Raw genomic sequence first — 19,855 nt, 5'->3', positions numbered from 1 at the left:
TGTTTCATTTTGTGTTTGAAAGGGAAAAAAGATGAAGGATAAAACAACGAACAAAGCGTGAGTTTTTACTCACGCCTTTGAAAGAGAAGTTAGGTTACAGACGTGACTTTTCTTTGAAATCGTCATCCGCTGGCGTTGCGCTCCATGCCCCGCTGTCTTGAATAACGCCCTTGTTTTTATTCATCCATGTTTTAATAACGCTGGCACTTGACGAAGCGCTTGGAACCTGTGTTGAACTTCTATCAAGGGTTAATGGGCTGAACGCACGTGACCAGAAATAGTGAGTCACGGCTGCACCATGCTTTTCGGCAACTTGCCAAAACTGGAAATTCCATGGCTTTAATTCTGAAAAAGCAATGCTGTTCATAAGACTGGCGTTGTTGTCGCCCGCCAAAAACGTGCTGGTGACAGGCGAACTTCTATACGCCTCAATAGCTATACCTTTGGCTTTTAGGGTATCCACAATGTCTTTACTACGCTCACCAGTCCACTTGTTATTTAAATAAGACTTCTCGCCAATTGAATAAAACGGGTCAAGTAGTGCAATTCGGTCGGGGCGATAAGCGCCTGACAAACTGCCTTGGTTCACAGCAGTGTTTAATTTGTTTGAAATGGTAAGGGCCAACTGATTCCCTAACGAGTGCCCTGTTACACGAAGCTCGGAACCAGAAAAGCCTGGCATGCCGTCAACAAGGGCAGTGTAAAGCAAGTCAGTAACGGATTTATTAGGGCCGCTGCTGTAGCTGCCGTTGCTTGACTTCCAGCGCATGTTTCTTGGACCGTTAGCCGAGTGAATTTTCGCTTCAGCGTCTTTCACCTCGCGTTCATCAGCAAACTGGTTCCAATACAAAATACCTACGTTGTAGCCGCGATCTAACCAGTACCATGCTAGGTCTTGATTTGGGCCACCAGAACGGTTTCTGTTTAGCGTTTCGCGATTACGGTTAGTAACCGACCCGTTTTGCCACCCGTGAATGTAAATAACGGTTTTTTTATTACTGCTGTAATAAGGGTTTGACTGGCCTTTGTTGGCTTTTTTTGCGTCGTTATAATCAAACCAGTATAAACCGTAATCTAAGCTGCTATACACGGAGTTTGGAAAGGTTATTTCTGCTTTGGCTGACATTGAAAAAGCTATGGCGAGCACAGCCCATAGTAGGGTTAGTTGTTTTTTCATGGTTTTATTCGTTCTTCTTTGTTTTTAGTTTTTATTTAAGCGATGTGTTGTTAGTGGCCTGACAAGATAACTTAACAATATTTTCACATTTCAATTACAAAGTAAACGTTTACATTTTAATCAATCTTCACAACGTGGCATACAAACACATTTTTAGTTAAACCACTTCCCCCTTCCCGCTGCGTTTAAAGCGTTAAAATGCTATTCTAGTGAACTTATGTATGCGGGTGCCGAGCACGGCATTCACCAACGAATTGAATTCCACCAGCAGATTACGTACACGTTAATGAATACAGAATTTATATTGGCCGACCGTCACTTTACGCTTGTTCGCTACCCAGAAAAACACCAGCATGTAAGCCTGCAGGCATGGGATAGTGCAGATGAACTGGTTATAGAGCATATAGAAGCACTGCTTAGCGAAAACGAAGCAATGGTTAATAACGACTCGCCAATGATGCTATTTAACGATGAATTCGGTGCGCTTGGTTGCTGGTTTTCACATCTAGCTCCGCTATGGGTTTCCGACTCTTACATTGCGCTTCGTTCATTGCAGGAGAACCTTGCATCGAATAATTTGTTAAGTGGGGATGATGAAAGCAAAACCGCGCCTATTACCCCCTTAAGCAGTGTAGAAAGTTTAACGTTTACCCCAAAAAATGCGCCAAGCGTTGTTGTATTAAAAGTACCTCGCGCATTGGCCTTGCTTGAACAGCAGCTTATCGATATTCAGCGGTATATAACGCCAAACACAAAAGTCATTGCTACAGGAAAAGTGAAAACCATCACAAAATCTGTGCTGGGGCTGTTTGAGAAATACATTGGCCCTACTACGACATCGCTGGCTAAGAAAAAGTCACGCCTAATCTTTTCGTCACCCGATGAAAATAAACAAAAGGCGACTTCACCCTACCCAACGCGCTGGCAATGTAAAGGAACTACCGGCGTTTCGTTAACCTTAGATAATTTAGCCAATACGTTTTCTCGTCAGTCATTAGATATTGGTGCTCGTATTATGCTTGAGCACATGACCGTTAGCGCAAATGATGTAGTGGTAGACTTAGGCTGTGGTAACGGCGTACTGGGGGTAAATGCACTATCGCTCGCGCCAGACTGCAAAGTAATTTTTATCGATGAGTCCTACATGGCGCTAGAAAGTGCAAGACAGAATGTACTTAACAACTTTCCAGACAAAATTGACCAGTGTGAGTTTGTTGCCAGTAACTGCCTTGAAAGCTTACTTAACCGAACCAACACACCTGCTGTAACCAAAATATTGTGTAACCCACCATTTCATCAGCAAAATGCAATTACCGACCATATTGCGTGGCAGATGTTCACAGACTCACGTGCACTGCTTGTAAAGAGCGGGCATCTTGTTGTTGTGGGTAATCGTCACTTAGATTATCACATTAAACTTAAAAAACTGTTTGGTGGTGCGAAGGTGCTTGCCAGTGACAAAAAGTTCGTTATCTTAGGCACAGCAAAACGCTAATAAATACTTAAGCGAATGAAACTAGAGGACTATTTCATGAAGTATTCTTTTAAAACCATATTGGCAGCATGCTGCGCACTTACCATGATGGTGAGTTTTGCTGCAGCGGCGGCAAAGAAGGACGATGGCTCGCAAATACAGCCCGACAATTACTACCCACGTGTAAAAATTGAAACAACAAAGGGTGACATAGTGGTTGAATTAGACAGAAGGCGAGCACCAATTACCGTAAACAACTTTCTTCGCTACGTTGATAAACGCGCTTATGAAGACACCATCTTTCATCGCATAGTGCCTGGATTTGTTGTACAAGGCGGGGGATATACTGCCGATTTTGAAGGTAAATCTAACTTCCCTGAAATTTTTAATGAGTCTGGGAACGGGTTGACCAACGACTTACATACTATTGCGATGGCACGTCAGAGCGACCCACACACAGCCAACCGCCAATTTTTCTTTAACGTTAACGACAACAGTAGCTTGAACCCAGGAAGAGATTGGGGTTATGCAGTATTTGGCGTTATCGTGGAAGGTGAGGATGTAGTTGATGCGATGTCAGAGGTGGAAACAGAGTATTCAATTCGCTTAAACGCGAACAATGTGCCTATTGAACCCATTGTTATCAAGAAAGTAACTGTGTTACCGCCACTGTAACGCCTAACGATGCGGTAATAATTTATATAAACATTGGCTGTAGCAATCTCATATGGGTGGTTATTAATATATGTTTTTACAAACAATGCACGCTGGCCACCCGATGTTTTGTTTCAACAGCCATTATAAGTCTCGCCAATACAGCGTTTGTGCGGGAAACGTTTTGTCGAAGTAAATGCCGTGACGTTTAAACCCGACTTTTTCTAGCACACGCTGTGACGCCACATTTTCAGGATGAGTCATGGCAGTAAGAAAGCCATAGCCCTGTGACTTACTCCAATCAATTACCGTATTACACGCTTCCACGCATAAGCCTTTACCTCTCGCTTGAGGTAGCATGGCAAACCCTAAATCAGGGCAAGTAAATGCGAAACGATTAAATAGCCCGCACACACCAAGGGGCAGGCCTGTTTGTTTGTCTTCTAGTGCAAGTAACCCGTATCCCCACTCTTTTCGCTGCGCGTTGGTGCTCTCAATATAGTCACACGCGTCATCAATATTATTTACGCCACGACTGCCAATAAACCTTTTCCACTGTTCATCTTGCTGTAGCGACAACACCCAGTGCTTATCGGCAAGGGTTAATGGGCGCATAATGAGTCGTTTCGTACTAAAGCGGTTGCAGTAGGCCATCAATTATCTCTGTAACTTCTTGGCTTACATTAGCAGCCCTTGGGTATTGAGGTGACGCCCTGTCGTTTACTCTTGGGTGGTCCCACGCCTGGGTTAAGGTTATAAACGCCTTTGCTTCTTCTATACCACCATGCTCCAAACAACCGGCCATACACGTGTCGATGTAGGTTTGATGAACGGGATACGCTTGTGTTGCCGGGGCGCATTTAAGCGTCTCACAAATCCACAAATTAAAAGGGGCGAGCGCTTGCTGAAAGCTGGCTATCTCAGCGCTATTGTAATTACTAATACCGCTTTTATTGAGCAGTACATTATCGTGATTAACTTCAACAAATCTGTAGTCGCGCTCTCGCTGTTGAAGTGCTGGGCTTAACTGAGCAGGAATAAGCTGTGCATTTAACTGCTTCGACGAAGAAGCTACCGCACCTACGTACGTTTGCTTCTCTTGCTCGCTACGGGTTACCCATGCGCGCTCGAACCCGTTTACCGTTACCGGCACTCCCTTGGTAAAAATATTCGAGAAACGCTCGCGGCTATCTTTGCTAAATAAACTGCCATAGCCAAGCACAATATGGCGTTCATCTAAAGACGATATCCATTGCGAGATCTCTTCAATAGTTTGCTGCTTCAAAGCTATTTCCCTTCAATTTTTTACCTTAATTTTGTGTTGCCCCATTAATACGCGGCCTTGTGAACGTCTCTTAGTGAGTTAATACGTTGGCTACGTTCACATGTATTCTTCGCGTTTAAACGTGCCAAACAAAAAAGGCGATGTACACTACATCGCCTTTTCATACGGAAACTAACCTGTTTTAGTGCTTAGAACAAGGCTCGTACACCAACAGTTACATTTCTGCCCGGCAGTGGCGCCTGGTCTTTTAGGAATGACGTGTGTACACGTGCTTCTTCGTCGGTAAGGTTTTCACCACGCGCAAACACTACCCAATCCACGCCTTGACCACCGAACTCATATTGCACACTCGCATTCACAAGGGTGTAACCGTCAGTTGGTGTTTCAAATGAGGCAACTTGTGTTTGCTCGTCGTACCATGTGAAACCAACATCAGCACTTAACCCATCGTTTACGTAGCTAAGTTCACTACCAAAGCGCATTGGCGGCGTGCGCGGTAGGTTATCGTCTTCAATTTCAGCGCGAATATAGTCACCAAATACAGTAAGACGTAGCGTATCGCTTAAATCAAAGAAGGTTTCAGCTTCAAAGCCCCAAATATCTGCGTCGGCTTGCTGGAAGTAGAACACAGGCAGACCTTCTTCATCGCTGTGCTCGTCATGATCACCCTCATGCTCTTCGCCCATGTGCCCTTCTTCCACACCTTCATCGTGCTCGTCATGCTCGTCTTCATGGCCGTGCTCGCTTAGGGCAATAAGTCCTGTATTGGTTTGGAAAATGTAGTCGTCAGCCTGATTATAGAAGAACGACACACTATAGCCCCAGTCACCCGTAAATTTACGGAATGTAATATCAAGGTTAGTGCTAACTTCTTCCTCTACGCTATTCAGTGTCTCTTCAATATGGCCTTCTTCATCCATATCGAATACTAACCCTACTTCGTAGTTTTGCGTTGCCAAATGCTGACCCGCTGAAAATAATTCTTGTTGGCTTGGTGCACGTTCGCTGCGCGACAACGTTACGGCAATTGAGTGACCTTCAACGTATTCCCAATTCGCACCTGCTGATAACGAAAGGCTTGTAAAGTCGTAATCAGGGAAGCTAAACGCTAGCTCGTGTTCTTCGTGCTCTTCACCTTCGTGTTCTTCGCCTTCATGCTCGTCGTGTTCTTCATGAGCAATGTCTAGCTCAATTTCACTGTCATCTGCATCAATGCTGGTGCGCTCTAAACGACCACCAAGTTCAAACGTTACATTGCCTACTTGCTTTTGTTCAACGAGGTACAGTGCAAAGCTTGATGTAGTATTTGCAGGCGTAAATGCCTCTTCGCCAACCGCATTGTAGTCGCTATGGTTGAACTGTAGGCCGAATACGCCATGCCAACCGTTCACTTCTTCATGGTAAGCAGATAAACGAATGTCGCTCGCTTCGTTTGAAAACACGGTACCAGGCTCGCCGTCTTCAATTTCTGCGTGTTCATAGTCGGTATACGATGCTGCAAACTTTAAGTTAGTTAATCCACGCACCGGTGAGTGCCACTCACCGGCGGCTTGATAGCGTGTCATGTCAACGTCTAGCAGTACGCCTTCTTCGCCATGTTCTTCGTGATCGTGGTCGTCGTGATCACCCATGATGTCATCTTCGTGTTCTTCATCATGGTCGTCATGCTCTTCACCGTGTCCGTGGCTGTGCCCAGGTACACCGTACTCGTTGTCTAGCTTCTCAACGGCAAAACCAAAATAGCCTTCCTCGGCAACGTAAGATAAGCCAGCAACAACGTTTGTAGTTTCCATTGCACTGCTTTCTAGTACACCGTTTGGCTCGTCTTCGTCAGGGTCTACCGACGCAAAGCCAGGAATATCTGCGTTTTCAGTATCACGGAAGAAACCGTCTACGTGCCATACCCAATTGCCGCTGCCGCCAGTAACATCACCGCGCGTAAACGTGCCTTCGTTCACTGTGCTGTAACTTACTTCAGCTTCGCCTTCTACACCGTCAACTTGGTACTGAGGAATACGCTTGTCTACCACGTTAACTACACCGCCGATAGCGCCGCTGCCGTATTGTAGGGTTGCTGGTCCGCGCAATACTTCAACTTGTGTTGCGCTGCTTAGGGTTGAAGCTACGTTGTGGTCAGGACCAACACGCGATACGTCTGACACGTCTAGACCGTTTTGTACAATGCGTACTCGAGGGCCATCGTTACCACGAATAATAGGGCTGCTAGATACTGGACCAAAATAAGTGCTGTGCACCCCTGGCGTATTTTTAAGAGTTTCACCTAGCGTTGGTGCTTCAATTTTGCGTAGTTTTTCAGCGCTAATGACCGTAACAGGTGTTACCGACTCAAGCACTGACGTTTCAAGTGCATTAGCGGTTACTACAATGTTCTCAACTGAAGCGGGCTTTAGCACAAAATCTACGTTCTGATCGGTAGATACATCGCCTAAATCGTTGTCGCCGTGAATATAGTCAGATGAATAAACATGTAAATGAATATGTGGCTGCTTAACGTCGTTAAAGCGGTACACACCGTTTTCGTCGGTGAACGCAACACGGCGTGTTCCTTCAATTTTAACTTCTGCACCTGCAACTGGATTGCCAGCCGTATCGGTTACTTTTCCAGTTACGGTAGTGGCGTAAACAGGCGCACTTAACAGCCCTGCTATGGTAATACTTAGCAGTGAACGCATTTTCATGGGGCCCCTCTGAGGATGTTATATTATTACATTGGTTATGATATAACATTTTTCAGGATCTAACCGGCGATGTCAATTGCGAGCAAGCGCACTGCTTAGCACATTGAACGATATTTAATGTTCTTTAGCTATGGATGTAAAAATAGTTAGAGGGTAAAACGCTATGCTCTACTAACAGGGAAGTTAATAACCTGTTGAATATGAGTGGCCCCCATTTTAAGCATTAATAACCTGTCAACGCCTAAAGCAACGCCTGCACATTCAGGTAACCCAGCGTCTAGCGCTTCAAGAAACAGCTCGTCTATAGGCTTTACGGGTAAGCCGCTAGCCTGACGTTTAGCATTATCTTCTTCAAATCGGGCGCGTTGCTCTTGCGGCGCACTTAATTCATTAAACCCGTTCGCCAACTCAGCACCTTGGAAATAAACTTCAAATCGCTGTGCGACACGTGCGTCATCTGGATTTATTTTTGCTAAAGCTGCTTGCGATGCGGGGAAATCATAAATAAAACAGGGTTTTTGTTGGCCAATTTTTGGCTCTACACAATAGCTGAACAACAATTGTAATTTGCTATCAACACTCAGCGTTTCTGGCTCATGAATATCAATATTGTTGTCACGCATTGCGTTTAACAAAGCGGTGTCGGTTGTATCAAGCGGGTCAAGACCCACATGTTCTTTGAATGCCTGTTGGTAAGTAAGTCTATCGCTAGGTTGCGTTGCCAGTACTTCCATAAGCAGCGCATCAACTTCGTCCATTAAATCGAAATGATTAAACCCAACACGATACCATTCCAACATAGTGAACTCGGGGTTATGCCAACGCCCCTCACCTTCGTGGCGAAATGCTTTGCCTATTTGATAAATAGAGCCACTTTGTGCACACAACAATCGTTTCATGGCGTATTCAGGAGAGGTTTGCAGGAACAAGCTGGTTGTTTTTCCCGTAGTGCTAAAATGAAACGGCGTTTCGAACGCATCAAGGTGCTCGTCGGTAACTGTGCCGTTAGATAATGATGGCGTGTCTACTTCTAACACATCGCGCTTGTAGAAAAACTCTCGAATTAAACGCAGAAGCTCAGCCCGCGCTATTCTTGCCTGATGCGTTGTTGTAGGTTTCCATGACGGCATTGCATTACTCGTAAACAAATTTAATTTAACTGACTTTGATAGAACTGCTGTAGAACACAGCGTAAATAAAAAACCGGTGTATTTCTTATAACGAACCGGTGTGCCACTATAAAAAAACCGGTGTACCCTTTAACGAGAAACACCGGTTTAATTTTATGACAACACGCTATGCATGTAATGCGCTTAGTGTGCTGTGTTCGGTAGCTTTATTTTTGCGCGCGAGAAACGTATTCGCCAGAACGCGTATCTACACGAATAACTTCACCCGTTTGTACAAACAGAGGAACACGTACCACTGCACCAGTGCTCAGTGTTGCAGGTTTACCACCTGTGCCAGCCGTATCGCCTTTAAGGCCCGGATCAGTCTCTGTAATTTCAAGCTCAACAAAGTTTGGCGGCGTTACTGTAATAGGTGAACCATTCCACAATGTAATAGTACAAATGTCGTTTTCTACTAACCACTTCGTATTTTCGCCCACCGCTTTTTCGTCTGCAGCGATTTGTTCGAATGTATCGTTATTCATAAAGTGGTAGAATTCACCGTCGGTGTACAGGTAGGCAAGCTCTGTATCCATTACATCAGCGCCTTCAACTGTTTCACCCGAGCGGAAAGTTTTTTCTAAAACTTTACCTGAAATTAGCTTACGAATTTTAACGCGGTTAAATGCTTGGCCCTTACCCGGCTTTACGTATTCGTTTTCTAGAATGTTGCAAGGTTCGCCGTCCAGCATGATTTTCAGGCCGCCTTTGAACTCGTTAGTGCTGTAATTAGCCATAATTCCTCTGTCTAAACATAAGGTACAAAAAGTTTCGTGGAACAAATAATACCTAAAAAACCAATTTCTGTAGAGCATAACTGGCAAAAAGAATTGGCATTGAGTTTTACAGACCCATCAAAACTGTTGCAGCACATGGGGTTAGACGAGGAAAAGTATACACAACATATAAAAGCAAGACGGCTTTTTCCTATGCGTGTGCCGCGCCATTTCGTAAACTTAATGGAGAAAGGCAACCCAAACGACCCGCTGTTTATGCAGGTTATGCCATTAAGCGATGAATTTCTTAGCACACCGGGTTATACCGAAGACCCACTAGAAGAGCACGACACGGCTGGAAAAGGCATTTTGCATAAATACGACTCGCGAGTGCTTTTAATGGTGCGAACGGGCTGTGCAGTGAACTGCAGGTATTGTTTTCGACGTCACTTCCCTTACGCTGACAATGCCGTGAGTAAACATCAATGGGAAGAAGTACTTAGCTATATTCGCACTCATCCAAACATAAATGAGGTTATTTTTTCTGGCGGCGACCCGCTTATGGCAAAAGATGATCACTTAGCGTGGCTGGCTCAGGAAATTGCCCAAATCGAACACGTAAAACGCCTGCGTATTCACACTCGATTGCCGGTGGTGTTACCTGAACGTATTGATAATAAGTTTATGGAGTGGTTTGGAGATCTTCCTTTGCAAAGGGTGCTAGTACTGCATGCGAATCACGCTAATGAAGTGTCGCCGGCCTTGGCCGTACGATTGCGTGAACTTCAAAGCAAAGGCGTAACGCTGCTAAATCAGTCCGTGTTACTAAAAGGCATCAATGACTCGGGCAAGGCAATAAGTGATTTAAGTGATGCGTTGTTTGATGCCGGAGTACTGCCCTACTACGTACATGTGCTTGATAAAGTGCAGGGCGCAAGCCATTTTTATGTGAGTGATGATGATGCAAGAGGCATCATGGAAGAAGCGATAAAGCGCCTGCCAGGGTTCTTGGTGCCAAAACTGGTTAGAGAAATTGGCGGTCAACCTGGCAAAACGCCTATCGACTTACATTTGCATCCGTAACTTACGCGTAGGTATCAATGTTGGCGCCTAACGCGGGGTTTGAAGATGACGATTTTGGTACGTCAGAAGCTGATTCCAGCAACTGAAGCGACGCTTGTCCCTCTTGCTCTTGCTGACTTTTCGCCAGTTTAAGAGAGGCCAACTCAAGTGACGCACCGGACGTTCCAGAGGCATTAGCACCTTGTAGATCCATACCATTTTCCTTTGTTGCTTGTAGCAAAGTAAAAAAGTGGGCAGAATTGCCCCCCTTTATAGTGTGCTACCTTTTAGTTGCCCAAAAAGTAGCATTCGTTAGGTTATCGGCAAGTAACGACGAATCTTTAACCACTTTTTTCAAAATTTCAGCATCGAAACAAAAGGCGCTCTTATGCAGGAAAAGCAAGAAATGCAGGCTATTCATCAACAACTTCAAGAGACCATGCAAACCCTTTATCGCAAGGCGGTAGATGCCGACCAAATGTTAGACAGTTTACAGCGTGACCAAAAAGGGAAGTTTGCTGCTGTATTTGCACAAGACAGCGGCTTTACTACATCGGCGAAGCGTTTTGGCCCGTATGTGGAAGAAATTGCTAACGATTGGCAAGCCATGAAAGAACTTGAAGGTGACGCTGCAAAACAGGCGCTGGCGCCGCTGGTGAAAAAAATTGAATTAGCTTTAGTTACTTTAGCCCAGTTTCAACAGAGCTTAAGCAAGAAATAAACACCTACATATAAGCACTTACATATAAGCACTTAAAAATTGTACAGCGCAATCTCATCGAGCCTGCGCTGTATTTCTTTTACTTCATCTAAATACGCTTGGCTGTCTACTCCGCCGTAAACTTGTGTAAATGTCTGCTTGCTCAACCCTTCAGGTAAATTGTTGATAGGGGTAATTATTTCTAATTCATTTTGAATACGCGCAATTGCATTTTGTACTTCAATGGCTTTTTCGGGATTAATTGCAACGCTACCAAATTTAGCGCCCGACATATCAGCTGCTAGGTCTACAAAACTGTATCCTGAACCGCCCTGCCCTCGGTCCATAAGTTCTTTAAATTCACCTATGGCTAATGACATTCCTTGTTCGGCAAGCAGTTCTAACGCAGCTGAAATAATGAAGTGACGCGCCAAATCATTGCGATTGTGCAATACTGCACCCACTTTAGGCTTAAGCGCTTTATCAGCATAGGGTTGAATATCGCCAACCAAGTTTCCTACGCGATGATGCCCTACATAAACAGCAAGGGCTAAAATGACTGCCTTATTATGAAGCGCAGCTTCGCTTTTCGAATGGCTTTGTTCTCTTGCACGCGCCATACCCTCGCGTAAGTATTCAGTTAACGAAACCGGTGTTACAGACAGCGCAATTTCTCTGCCAGAGATGTAGCGTAAGTAATACGCGGTTAACACTTCCAGCTCGCTTGCTTCACTTTGCGATAAGTTAGACGCCGCGACATTGAGCTCGGCCAGAAAGGTATCTAATCGCCCTACGTTAAGCGACAGTTCGCCATCGCGCATGGTAACTTCCTCGACACGAGACAGCGCAATGGTGGCTATTTCAGACTTGGTGTAAGTGTTTACGACATATTCAAGAAAAGATAATAAAAAGCGGCCAGGAATGGCTAAATTGCCCACCTGTAGCTGCTGTACCTGTAAGCTGTTGCCGGGCAACACTAGGGCAGACGCATTAACATAGTAACCCGTATCTTTAATTGCATAAGTAACACTTACGGTGCCGCCAATGGGCGATATATTAACGCGCCCTTTGAATTCCGGAAGGGCTCGCTGTAACACACCTACAAGGCTTTCCACCTGCGTTTCGGTAAGCGTAATTTGATGACCTTCTTCGCGACGAGAAAAAGCGCGCTGAAGCTGTGCAAGTAATGTATTAACGCTATCAGCGCCGTCTAACTGTGTCGGTGCTGTAGACGCCACTAAAGGCTGTTTTTGAACCGCCATAACCGCAACGGTTGCCCCTGCGGCCATTAAGAAAAGAGCGATAAGTGAAATGCTAATAAGTAGCCATTTAATACTGCGTACAATCATATATTTTGTTTGCGGGGCGCCTGTTAACTGTTTATCGCGTATGTATGAGGGTAGCAAATGGGAGGAAGTTCCGCCCCACACGTAAAATAAAATCAATGTTTTCTATAAGCTACGCCTATGTTTCTTGGTGCCATATACTACGTTAAGTTATTGCTAGTCACCAGCAGTATGCTTTCTTTCAAACTGCTCTCCATGCTTGTTGAGGAAACCTGAAGCTCAATAAAAACAGTGCAAAGCTGGTGTTAAACACGGGCAAAGTAAAAGTTAAACCGGTGCAGAGCACAATAGAAAACGCACGCTTAAACGCGAATAAATGCAGCATGTGATAAACTAAAAGCATCAAATAATAAAGAGCATTTCGCGTGTTGTATCATGTTATGGGCTTGGTAAGTTCAGCCCTTTTTCTACTGACTTGGTTTGGTTTGTGGTCGCAAATTAAGTCGATGAACAAATACCAATATCTTTGCCGAGATGCGAACAATAGTTTGTCGCTTAATCAGTTTGGCTCAAGCTACTTTGCGTTTTTCTCTCTTTTTCTGTTTGGTATATCCGTAGAGCCCTTTAACCATTATTTGGTGTGGACACGCTTTGGCGCCCTACTACTCACGCTTGTTATTATTATGAAAATTTGGCAACAGCGCCGTGGACCAGTAACGACCATGGTGGCCTCAATGGCCACACTCGTTTTTTTAGCGGGCATTGCATCAATGTTTTTCCGCCCCTTTCCAGCCATTGCTCAGCTTGGTACCGCCACCCTAATGCTTGGCGTTACGGTTATTTTGTTTCAGGGCACACTTCATCAACTTTTGGTGCTAAAACGAAGACAAAAAGTAGGGTCGTTGTCGGCCACGTTATTCAAAAACATTTTAATTAAAGACGTGAGCACGCTGCTGTTTGGCCTTACCATGCCGTTAAGTCAAAGCTGGCCTTTGTTGGTGCTAAACGGAACCAGCGTCATCATGCGCGGTGCGGTGCTTGTTGAGATTTTGAAACTAAAACGCCGTGAAGAACACGGCGTTATTGAAGTGGAAAAAGGCTAAAGCCTTTTTATGTAATTTTGAGTTAAGACTACAGCGCAACTTCCGCCATATTGCCTTTACTCTCTAGCCACGTTTTTCTGTCACCCGAACGCTTTTTAGCAAGCAGCATATCCATAAGTTCCATCATTTCTTCTGCGTCTTCAATGGTAAGCTGCACCAAGCGACGCGTGTTTGGATCCATGGTCGTTTCGCGCAATTGCATTGGGTTCATCTCACCCAACCCTTTAAAGCGCTGAACATTTACTTTGCCGCGTTTCTTTTCTGCTTCAATGCGATCAAGAATACCCTGCTTCTCGCCTTCATCTAGCGCATAAAACACCTCTTTACCCACATCAATTCTAAATAGCGGTGGCATAGCCACGTAAACATGGCCTTGCTCTACAAGGGTTCTAAAGTGCCTTACAAAAAGCGCACAAAGCAGCGTTGCAATGTGAAGTCCGTCGGAGTCGGCATCGGCAAGAATACAAATTTTACCATAGCGCAGGCCCGACAAATCCGTTGAATCTGGGTCGATACCAAGCGCTACCGAAATGTCATGAATCTCTTGTGACGCCAATACTTGTGATGAGTCTACTTCCCAGCTATTTAGTATTTTACCGCGCAGCGGCATAATAGCTTGGAACTCTCTGTCGCGAGCTTGCTTTGCACTACCACCCGCAGAGTCACCCTCTACTAAGAAAAGCTCTGAGTATGAAATGTCTTGCGATGAACAATCAGTAAGTTTGCCGGGAAGCGCTGGCCCCTGTGTTACCTTTTTACGTGCTACCTTTTTAGTTTGACGCAAGCGGCGCTGAGCATTACTGATACACATTTCAGCTAATGCTTCGGCAATTTCAGTATGCTGGTTTAGCCACAAGCTAAACGCATCTTTTACAATGCCCGATACAAATGCACTGGCCTGACGCGACGATAAACGCTCTTTCGTTTGCCCTGCAAACTGCGGGTCTTGCATCTTGGTTGACAAAATATAAGCGCAGCGGTCCCAAATATCATCAGGCGACAGTTTTACACCACGTGGCATTAAGTTTCTGAATTCACAGAATTCACGCATACTTTCAAGTAGGCCTTGGCGCAAGCCATTCACGTGCGTACCACCTTGCGCAGTGGGGATAAGGTTTACATAGCTTTCGGTAACCAAATCACCGCCGTCTGGTAGCCACATTACCGCCCAATCGGCCGCTTCGGTGTTGCCACTAAAACTGCCAACAAACGGTGTGTCCGCTGGAAGCGTTTCAAACTCTTCAACGGCTTGGTAAAGGTAGTCTTTTAAACCGTCTTCGTAATACCACTCTTGGCTTTCTTTGGTTATTTTGTTGTCGAAACGAATGCGAAGCCCAGGACTTAACACCGCTTTTGCACGCAAGTTGTGTATTAAGCGGCTTACCGAGAACTTTGCTGAATCGAAATATTGAGGGTCAGGCCAGAAATGCACTCTTGTGCCCGTGTTGCGTTTACCGCATGTATCGATTATTTGTAAATCTTCTACTTTGTCGCCGTTTTCAAAGGCAATTTGATACACGTTGCTGTCGCGGCGGATAGTAATTTCAACACGGGTAGAAAGCGCGTTAACTACTGAAATACCAACGCCGTGCAAACCGCCCGAAAAGGCGTAGTTTTTGTTTGAAAATTTACCACCAGCATGCAGCTTACACAAAATAAGCTCCACGCCCGACACGCCCTCTTCAGGGTGAATATCTACCGGCATCCCACGACCGTCATCAATAACTTCTAGCGATTGGTCTTCATGCAGAATGACTTTGATGTTTGACGCATGACCGGCTAGTGCTTCATCCACACTGTTATCGATGACCTCTTGCCCCAAGTGATTCGGGCGCATGGTATCGGTATACATGCCTGGACGGCGTTTTACGGGTTCAAGGCCATTTAGAACCTCGATTGCATCTGAATTGTATTGATTTGACATAGTTATGGTTGTTATTTAAGCCAGCAACAAAAACGGCGCTTGTTGTAATTAGTTACCATTGGTAAGCAAGTACAACAAACCTAATAAATTGATGGTATCAGGGCTTGTAGATACTGGCAATGTGCTTATTTCAACAGAAACTCGGCAATAGCCGGTAGGTGATCTTCATACCCCACAAAGCTGTGATCGCCCCCTTGTTCAATAACCAGATGACTGTTCACATATTTTTCTTCGGCTAGTCGGTAATCTAACGTTTCATCATTGGTTTGCAGCATGACTCTATATTTTGAAGCATCTTTAATAGAAGTAGCCTCTAGTGCTTTAATCACATCCATATCGCTATCGACAATATCGAATTGCTCGCCACTGTATGGGTTTTGGTGTGAACCAATAAAGCTTTGCAATAACTCGTAAGGGCGCACCGCTGGATTAATTAATACAGCCTTTCCACCAAACTTTTCTAGCAAAAAGGTAGACAGATAACCGCCCATTGAGCTTCCAATTAAACGAAGATCACCGTTTTGTAGTGCCGGCGTTGCTTCAATAAGGCTTAGTAACTGTGCCTCAACTTTACTTGGGTAGTTAGATAGTTCAGGAGTGTGTAACGTGACGTCTGGATGATGCTGCTTTAAATACGCTTTAGTGGCTTGGGCTTTCACCGACTTTGGTGAGCTTAAAAAGCCATGAAGGTACAAAATGTGTTGCATATTAATTCTCGTTTTTTGTTTCTTATATTCGTTTGAGCCTGTTAACTGACCTAACTGGGCTTTTGCTTTAATCGCTTATACGAACCACTTTTACGCCTACGCTGCCGTCATCGCTTAACTGAATTAGCTGGTAGCCAGGCGCCTCGTTAGTCACGCCGAAATCTGACTGCATTGCCCACTGCCAGCATGTAGAAGGACAACCGTAAACGGGCGTATTGAAATCACCTAGTGTGTAACGAAGCGGTGCATGAACATGTCCGTGAACTATCACCTTAAGCGCATTATAGTTGCTTGCCAGCTGCTCTATTAAACCAGCATCACTCAGTGAATGATTATCCATCCAACTATTCGATGCTTTTACATGGTGATGTACTGCCAACGCGTGATTCAGATGTGGCTGAGCAGCAACATGCGATGCTATCGACGTAATATCACTTGCCCGAACGTTACCTTTAGCACTGTTGGTGCTGCATGTGCTGCGAGAATCTGTGCCGTGAATTAGCCACTTTCCTAACGTTAACGGCGTGTGGCTTGTTAGGTGCTTCGCTGCCAACACGTTGTCGAAATGTGTGTTGTTATCGTGATTACCTGGGATCACCGCCCACGCAATGCCATTGGCATCGGCGTATTCTTGCATTAACGACATGAACAGCGTGTAGCTTTCTAATGAGTCATCTCCGCTTATATCGCCGGTTATTAATAGCAAAACTGAAGCCATTGTGTTCTGAGCGCTTGCCCAAGACACTGCATGCTGAAGAACGCGTTTAAGAGAGTGAAAAGGCGCGACACCCGAATAACCTTGCTTATCTTCGTGCTTAAATAAATGGCAGTCGGTAATTTGAATAATGGTGATCACGTTTTTAAAACAAGGCTTCTACAATTAAACTTCTGAAGTGACATTTGACGCGTGCTGAAGGCAGAAGTGTAGCCACTCGGCTAAAAATATATTCACCATATGTTTTTCATTACGTTGGCGCATTTTCAAATTGGGGTAGTCGTAAGACGGCTCCAACGCTCCCGTATTTTGACTGTTAATCACCTCTGCCATGCGCGCGTCATGGTAAAGGCGCACTGTCATTGACGGTGTTAGAAAGGCCGGCAAATCTTTGGTGGTTTGCTTGATACTTAAAGTGCTGGTGTAGCGAGCCGACTCAACAATACAAATTTCGTATGACAATCCTTTACCTACAGAAAATGTATAGCGCAGATCTTCTGTGTCGCAGTCTGGCAATATGCGCAATACGTGCGAGTAATTTAGCTCGCACAGCGCCTGCATAGACGGTAAATGGGGAACATATTTTCGTTTTGTGCGATGAGTCACGATACTTGCCATTGTTCCAGAAGTTGAGTTTTGTGCATAAAGAACCATTGTAGCGCAATTACCGCCGCAGCGTTGTCAATATGGCCATTTTCGAGCCACTCAAGTGCTGTACTCTCTTTTACTCGATGCACTTTTATATCTTCAGACTCGGTTTCAAGGCCGTGTACACCGTGCGCTTTGGTTGCATCGGTTTTTGCCATAAAAATATGTAATCTTTCGGTTGTCCCACCAGGGCTAGACAGGTAGCTTAGCGCTTTCGTTAAGTGGGCAAGCTCAATACCAGCTTCTTCCATCGACTCTCGGTGGCACACCGTTTCTTCGGTCTCACCTTCGTCAATCATACCTGCGATAATTTCTATTAGCCAAGGGCTTGAAGACGTAGCCATTGCCCCAATTCTTATCTGCTCGATTAGGACGAACTCTTCAGTGGTCGGATCGTAAGGTAAAACGGCAACAGCGTGACCACGCTCAAAGATTTCACGTTTTACAATACCACTCCATTCACCGTTGAAGCACTTATGTCTAAATTGATACTCATTCATGGTAAAGAAACCACGAAATACTGGCTTTACGTCGGTAATTTCGACGTCATTTGAGTTAAATGAAAGGAATTCCTTGCTCATCTGCAGACACTTATGGTTCAAATAGATTTATCATATATAGTACAGTTACATAAATGCAGTGTACACGTGATGAATTGCACTGCTTAATGGATGTAGCAAAAACAGAAAATTCAATTTGTAAGTCGTTTAATACTAATAAAATTGCGCGGGTAGATCACATATTCTGTTACAGTTAAACCAATACTGTTACGAGTTTGAACTTACGGTTTGTGATTGATTTTTCATACACTAGCTTTACTTTGTCACCAAACGTGAATTGGATGACACAACTTGAACACAACAGGAAGACGTAAGCATGAAACGAACACTTCTATCGCTGGTTATCGGAGTATCGATGACAACGGGTGCGCTAGCAGACGACCTTATGCAGGTGTATCAACAAGCACTGGCTAACGACCCATTGGTAAACCAAGCGAAAGCGCAACGTGACGCTGCGTTTGAAGGTATCAGTATTAGCCGCGCAAACCTTTTACCTCAATTATCTGGCTCAGTAGGCTACACCATGTCAACCGCAGAACGCGCCCAAACCTTAGGTGCGAATGCCGATGACCTGCAAATTGTAGTTTTTGAAACAGATGTAGACAATATTAACTACGGCCTGCAGCTTCAGATGTCGCTTTACGACCATGCAAACTGGCTTGGTTTAGACCGTTCTGAAAAAGTTGCTGAGCAAAGTGACGCACAGCTTGCAGCAAGCATGCAAGACGTCATTGTTCGTACCGTTACCGCGTACTTCGACGTTCTTCGTGCTCGCGACAATGTAGAATTCGTAGGCTCAGAGAAACGTGCTATTGAACGCCAGCTTGAACAAACACGTCAGCGCTTTGAAGTAGGCTTAACGGCTATTACTGATGTTCACGAAGCTCAGGCAAACTACGACAGCACCGTAGCACAAGAAATCCAAGCGAAGAATCAGCTTGAGTTTGCACTTGAAGCACTACGCGTTATTACCGGCAAATACCACGACCGCCTTCATGGCCTAAATACAGAAAACTTCTCTGCAACTATGCCAATGCCAGCCACAGTTGATAATTGGCTAGAAACAGCGCAAGACAAGAACTTAGCATTATTGGCTGACCGTCTTGCTATGGATATTGCAAAAGAAGATATTGCTATTGCACGTTCTGGTCACTTACCAACGTTAGGCTTAACGGCCAATGTAACGCGCAGTAAAGATGATATTTCTAACCCGTTTCTCCAGTTTGAAACACCGTATCTAAATAGTGAGTCTATTGGTGTAACGTTAGACGTGCCTATTTACCAAGGCTCTCGCGTAACATCACAAACTGACCAAGCGAAATTTAACTACGTAGCAGCAAGCCAGGTAGCTGAGCAAACATACCGCCAAACCGTTCAGTCGGTTCGTAGCTCGTTTAATAATGTTAAGGCGTCTATCTCTACTATTCGCGCTTTAGAGCAATCAGTCGTTTCTGCTGACAGCGCACTAAAAGCAACGGAAGCAGGCTTCGATGTAGGCACACGTACCATCGTTGACGTACTAGACAGTACACGTAATCTTTTCGATGCTAGACGTAACTTAGCCGGTGCACGCTACGACTTTATTCAGTCGGTTATTACGCTGAAACAAGCAGCGGGCACACTAACGGGTGAAGACGTAGCAATGATTAACCGTGGTCTTAAGCCAGCGATGTCAAAAGATAACGGCTAACGGCTGTGTAACAGTTTTTACTTCGATAAAAAGGGTGACTGAGTCGCCCTTTTTTTTGGGGTCGCTCACGTTTTTTTCGCTCAGGGCTGTTTGTTTGCGCTCAAGGCTGTTTGTTTGCGCTCAGGGCTGTTTGTTGTCGCTCAGGGCTGTTTGTTTTCGCCCAAGGCGGCTTATCGCCCAGCAAGCAAAGAAAATCAACGCGAAATATTAGCGATAAGAGATGACGAGTTTGTAGAAGAAAAGTTGGTCTGCGTTTATAGCTAATATGAAGGCATCACTATTAGCT

The 19,855-nt window shown here is 44.9% G+C and carries 19 protein-coding genes; 6 read left to right on the top strand and 13 right to left on the bottom strand.

The window, feature by feature from the left end; genetic code table 11:
* Positions 1–94 precede the first annotated feature (94 nt).
* The gene (locus V7R35_RS13195; RefSeq protein WP_334015347.1) at positions 95–1,177 is read right to left on the bottom strand and encodes a hypothetical protein; all 1,083 of its coding nucleotides are present in this window, start codon (positions 1,175–1,177) and stop codon (positions 95–97) included.
* 286 nt (positions 1,178–1,463) lie between these two features.
* On the opposite strand from V7R35_RS13195, the gene V7R35_RS13190 reads away from it, so the two are divergent.
* Positions 1,464–2,672, top strand: a complete 1,209-nt coding sequence (locus V7R35_RS13190) for a methyltransferase (RefSeq protein ID WP_334015346.1) — start codon at positions 1,464–1,466, stop codon at positions 2,670–2,672.
* An 84-nt stretch (positions 2,673–2,756) separates the two neighbouring features.
* Positions 2,757–3,326, top strand: coding sequence for a peptidylprolyl isomerase (locus V7R35_RS13185; protein ID WP_334015503.1), 570 nt, complete (start codon positions 2,757–2,759; stop codon positions 3,324–3,326).
* 123 nt (positions 3,327–3,449) lie between these two features.
* Here V7R35_RS13185 and V7R35_RS13180 read toward each other — a convergent pair whose 3' ends face one another.
* The 5 genes from V7R35_RS13180 to efp all read right to left on the bottom strand — a co-directional run bounded on the left by V7R35_RS13180 (position 3,450) and on the right by efp (position 9,195).
* Positions 3,450–3,920 (bottom strand): GNAT family N-acetyltransferase, encoded by a 471-nt coding sequence (locus V7R35_RS13180; RefSeq protein ID WP_334015345.1) that lies wholly within the window; start codon positions 3,918–3,920, stop codon positions 3,450–3,452.
* A 16-nt stretch (positions 3,921–3,936) separates the two neighbouring features.
* Positions 3,937–4,590 (bottom strand): gamma-glutamylcyclotransferase, encoded by a 654-nt coding sequence (locus V7R35_RS13175; protein ID WP_334015344.1) that lies wholly within the window; start codon positions 4,588–4,590, stop codon positions 3,937–3,939.
* A gap of 188 nt (positions 4,591–4,778) precedes the next feature.
* On the bottom strand, positions 4,779–7,289 hold the full coding sequence (locus tag V7R35_RS13170; RefSeq protein ID WP_334015343.1) for a TonB-dependent receptor: 2,511 nt from the start codon (positions 7,287–7,289) through the stop codon (positions 4,779–4,781).
* Between the two features lie 161 nt (positions 7,290–7,450).
* Positions 7,451–8,419 (bottom strand): elongation factor P--(R)-beta-lysine ligase, encoded by a 969-nt coding sequence (gene epmA, locus V7R35_RS13165; protein ID WP_334015341.1) that lies wholly within the window; start codon positions 8,417–8,419, stop codon positions 7,451–7,453.
* Positions 8,420–8,625: 206 nt separating this feature from the next.
* On the bottom strand, positions 8,626–9,195 hold the full coding sequence (gene efp, locus V7R35_RS13160; protein ID WP_334015340.1) for an elongation factor P: 570 nt from the start codon (positions 9,193–9,195) through the stop codon (positions 8,626–8,628).
* Positions 9,196–9,231: 36 nt separating this feature from the next.
* Here efp and epmB point away from each other — a divergent pair, with 36 nt between their 5' ends.
* Positions 9,232–10,257: an EF-P beta-lysylation protein EpmB gene (gene epmB / locus V7R35_RS13155; protein ID WP_334015338.1), complete on the top strand. Its 1,026-nt coding sequence runs from the start codon at positions 9,232–9,234 to the stop codon at positions 10,255–10,257.
* A gap of 1 nt (position 10,258) precedes the next feature.
* Here epmB and V7R35_RS13150 read toward each other — a convergent pair whose 3' ends face one another.
* A complete protein-coding gene (locus V7R35_RS13150) occupies positions 10,259–10,450 on the bottom strand; it encodes a hypothetical protein (protein WP_334015337.1) in 192 nt (63 codons plus the stop codon).
* 174 nt (positions 10,451–10,624) lie between these two features.
* On the opposite strand from V7R35_RS13150, the gene V7R35_RS13145 reads away from it, so the two are divergent.
* Positions 10,625–10,957, top strand: a complete 333-nt coding sequence (locus tag V7R35_RS13145; RefSeq protein WP_334015335.1) for a hypothetical protein — start codon at positions 10,625–10,627, stop codon at positions 10,955–10,957.
* A gap of 32 nt (positions 10,958–10,989) precedes the next feature.
* Here the strand turns inward: V7R35_RS13145 and V7R35_RS13140 are convergent, their stop codons facing one another.
* Positions 10,990–12,285: a hypothetical protein gene (locus V7R35_RS13140; protein ID WP_334015334.1), complete on the bottom strand. Its 1,296-nt coding sequence runs from the start codon at positions 12,283–12,285 to the stop codon at positions 10,990–10,992.
* Between the two features lie 362 nt (positions 12,286–12,647).
* Here V7R35_RS13140 and V7R35_RS13135 point away from each other — a divergent pair, with 362 nt between their 5' ends.
* A complete protein-coding gene (locus tag V7R35_RS13135; protein WP_334015332.1) occupies positions 12,648–13,325 on the top strand; it encodes a hypothetical protein in 678 nt (225 codons plus the stop codon).
* 28 nt (positions 13,326–13,353) lie between these two features.
* Here the strand turns inward: V7R35_RS13135 and parE are convergent, their stop codons facing one another.
* The 5 genes from parE to nudF form a co-directional block, all read right to left on the bottom strand.
* Positions 13,354–15,249, bottom strand: coding sequence for a DNA topoisomerase IV subunit B (gene parE, locus V7R35_RS13130; protein WP_334015331.1), 1,896 nt, complete (start codon positions 15,247–15,249; stop codon positions 13,354–13,356).
* A 125-nt stretch (positions 15,250–15,374) separates the two neighbouring features.
* On the bottom strand, positions 15,375–15,956 hold the full coding sequence (locus tag V7R35_RS13125) for a YqiA/YcfP family alpha/beta fold hydrolase (RefSeq protein ID WP_334015328.1): 582 nt from the start codon (positions 15,954–15,956) through the stop codon (positions 15,375–15,377).
* A gap of 67 nt (positions 15,957–16,023) precedes the next feature.
* Positions 16,024–16,812: a metallophosphoesterase family protein gene (locus V7R35_RS13120; RefSeq protein ID WP_334015327.1), complete on the bottom strand. Its 789-nt coding sequence runs from the start codon at positions 16,810–16,812 to the stop codon at positions 16,024–16,026.
* Between the two features lie 24 nt (positions 16,813–16,836).
* Positions 16,837–17,232, bottom strand: a complete 396-nt coding sequence (locus V7R35_RS13115; RefSeq protein ID WP_334015502.1) for a DUF1249 domain-containing protein — start codon at positions 17,230–17,232, stop codon at positions 16,837–16,839.
* Between the two features lie 41 nt (positions 17,233–17,273).
* Positions 17,274–17,900 (bottom strand): ADP-ribose diphosphatase, encoded by a 627-nt coding sequence (gene nudF / locus V7R35_RS13110; protein ID WP_334015326.1) that lies wholly within the window; start codon positions 17,898–17,900, stop codon positions 17,274–17,276.
* Between the two features lie 295 nt (positions 17,901–18,195).
* Between nudF and tolC the strand changes: the two genes are divergently transcribed.
* Positions 18,196–19,569, top strand: a complete 1,374-nt coding sequence (gene tolC, locus V7R35_RS13105; RefSeq protein WP_334015325.1) for an outer membrane channel protein TolC — start codon at positions 18,196–18,198, stop codon at positions 19,567–19,569.
* The last annotated feature ends 286 nt before the right edge of the window (positions 19,570–19,855 follow it).

Source organism: Alteromonas sp. S167 (assembly GCF_036864375.1).
GTDB lineage: Bacteria > Pseudomonadota > Gammaproteobacteria > Enterobacterales > Alteromonadaceae > Alteromonas.
The sequence above is the reverse complement of the archived record's forward strand: the minus strand, read 5'-3'. Positions and strand labels throughout refer to the sequence as shown.

Coding starts and splice junctions, on each gene's coding strand:
- epmA (WP_334015341.1), bottom strand. CDS start 8,419: ATGCCGTCATGGAAACCTACAACAACGCATCAGGCAAGAATAGCGCGG.
- V7R35_RS13195 (WP_334015347.1), bottom strand. CDS start 1,177: ATGAAAAAACAACTAACCCTACTATGGGCTGTGCTCGCCATAGCTTTT.
- V7R35_RS13180 (WP_334015345.1), bottom strand. CDS start 3,920: ATGCGCCCATTAACCCTTGCCGATAAGCACTGGGTGTTGTCGCTACAG.
- V7R35_RS13125 (WP_334015328.1), bottom strand. CDS start 15,956: ATGCAACACATTTTGTACCTTCATGGCTTTTTAAGCTCACCAAAGTCG.
- V7R35_RS13185 (WP_334015503.1), top strand. CDS start 2,757: ATGATGGTGAGTTTTGCTGCAGCGGCGGCAAAGAAGGACGATGGCTCG.
- V7R35_RS13150 (WP_334015337.1), bottom strand. CDS start 10,450: ATGGATCTACAAGGTGCTAATGCCTCTGGAACGTCCGGTGCGTCACTT.
- V7R35_RS13145 (WP_334015335.1), top strand. CDS start 10,625: ATGCAGGAAAAGCAAGAAATGCAGGCTATTCATCAACAACTTCAAGAG.
- nudF (WP_334015326.1), bottom strand. CDS start 17,900: ATGAGCAAGGAATTCCTTTCATTTAACTCAAATGACGTCGAAATTACC.
- V7R35_RS13190 (WP_334015346.1), top strand. CDS start 1,464: ATGAATACAGAATTTATATTGGCCGACCGTCACTTTACGCTTGTTCGC.
- tolC (WP_334015325.1), top strand. CDS start 18,196: ATGAAACGAACACTTCTATCGCTGGTTATCGGAGTATCGATGACAACG.
- V7R35_RS13170 (WP_334015343.1), bottom strand. CDS start 7,289: ATGAAAATGCGTTCACTGCTAAGTATTACCATAGCAGGGCTGTTAAGT.
- V7R35_RS13140 (WP_334015334.1), bottom strand. CDS start 12,285: ATGATTGTACGCAGTATTAAATGGCTACTTATTAGCATTTCACTTATC.
- V7R35_RS13115 (WP_334015502.1), bottom strand. CDS start 17,232: ATGCAGGCGCTGTGCGAGCTAAATTACTCGCACGTATTGCGCATATTG.
- efp (WP_334015340.1), bottom strand. CDS start 9,195: ATGGCTAATTACAGCACTAACGAGTTCAAAGGCGGCCTGAAAATCATG.
- parE (WP_334015331.1), bottom strand. CDS start 15,249: ATGTCAAATCAATACAATTCAGATGCAATCGAGGTTCTAAATGGCCTT.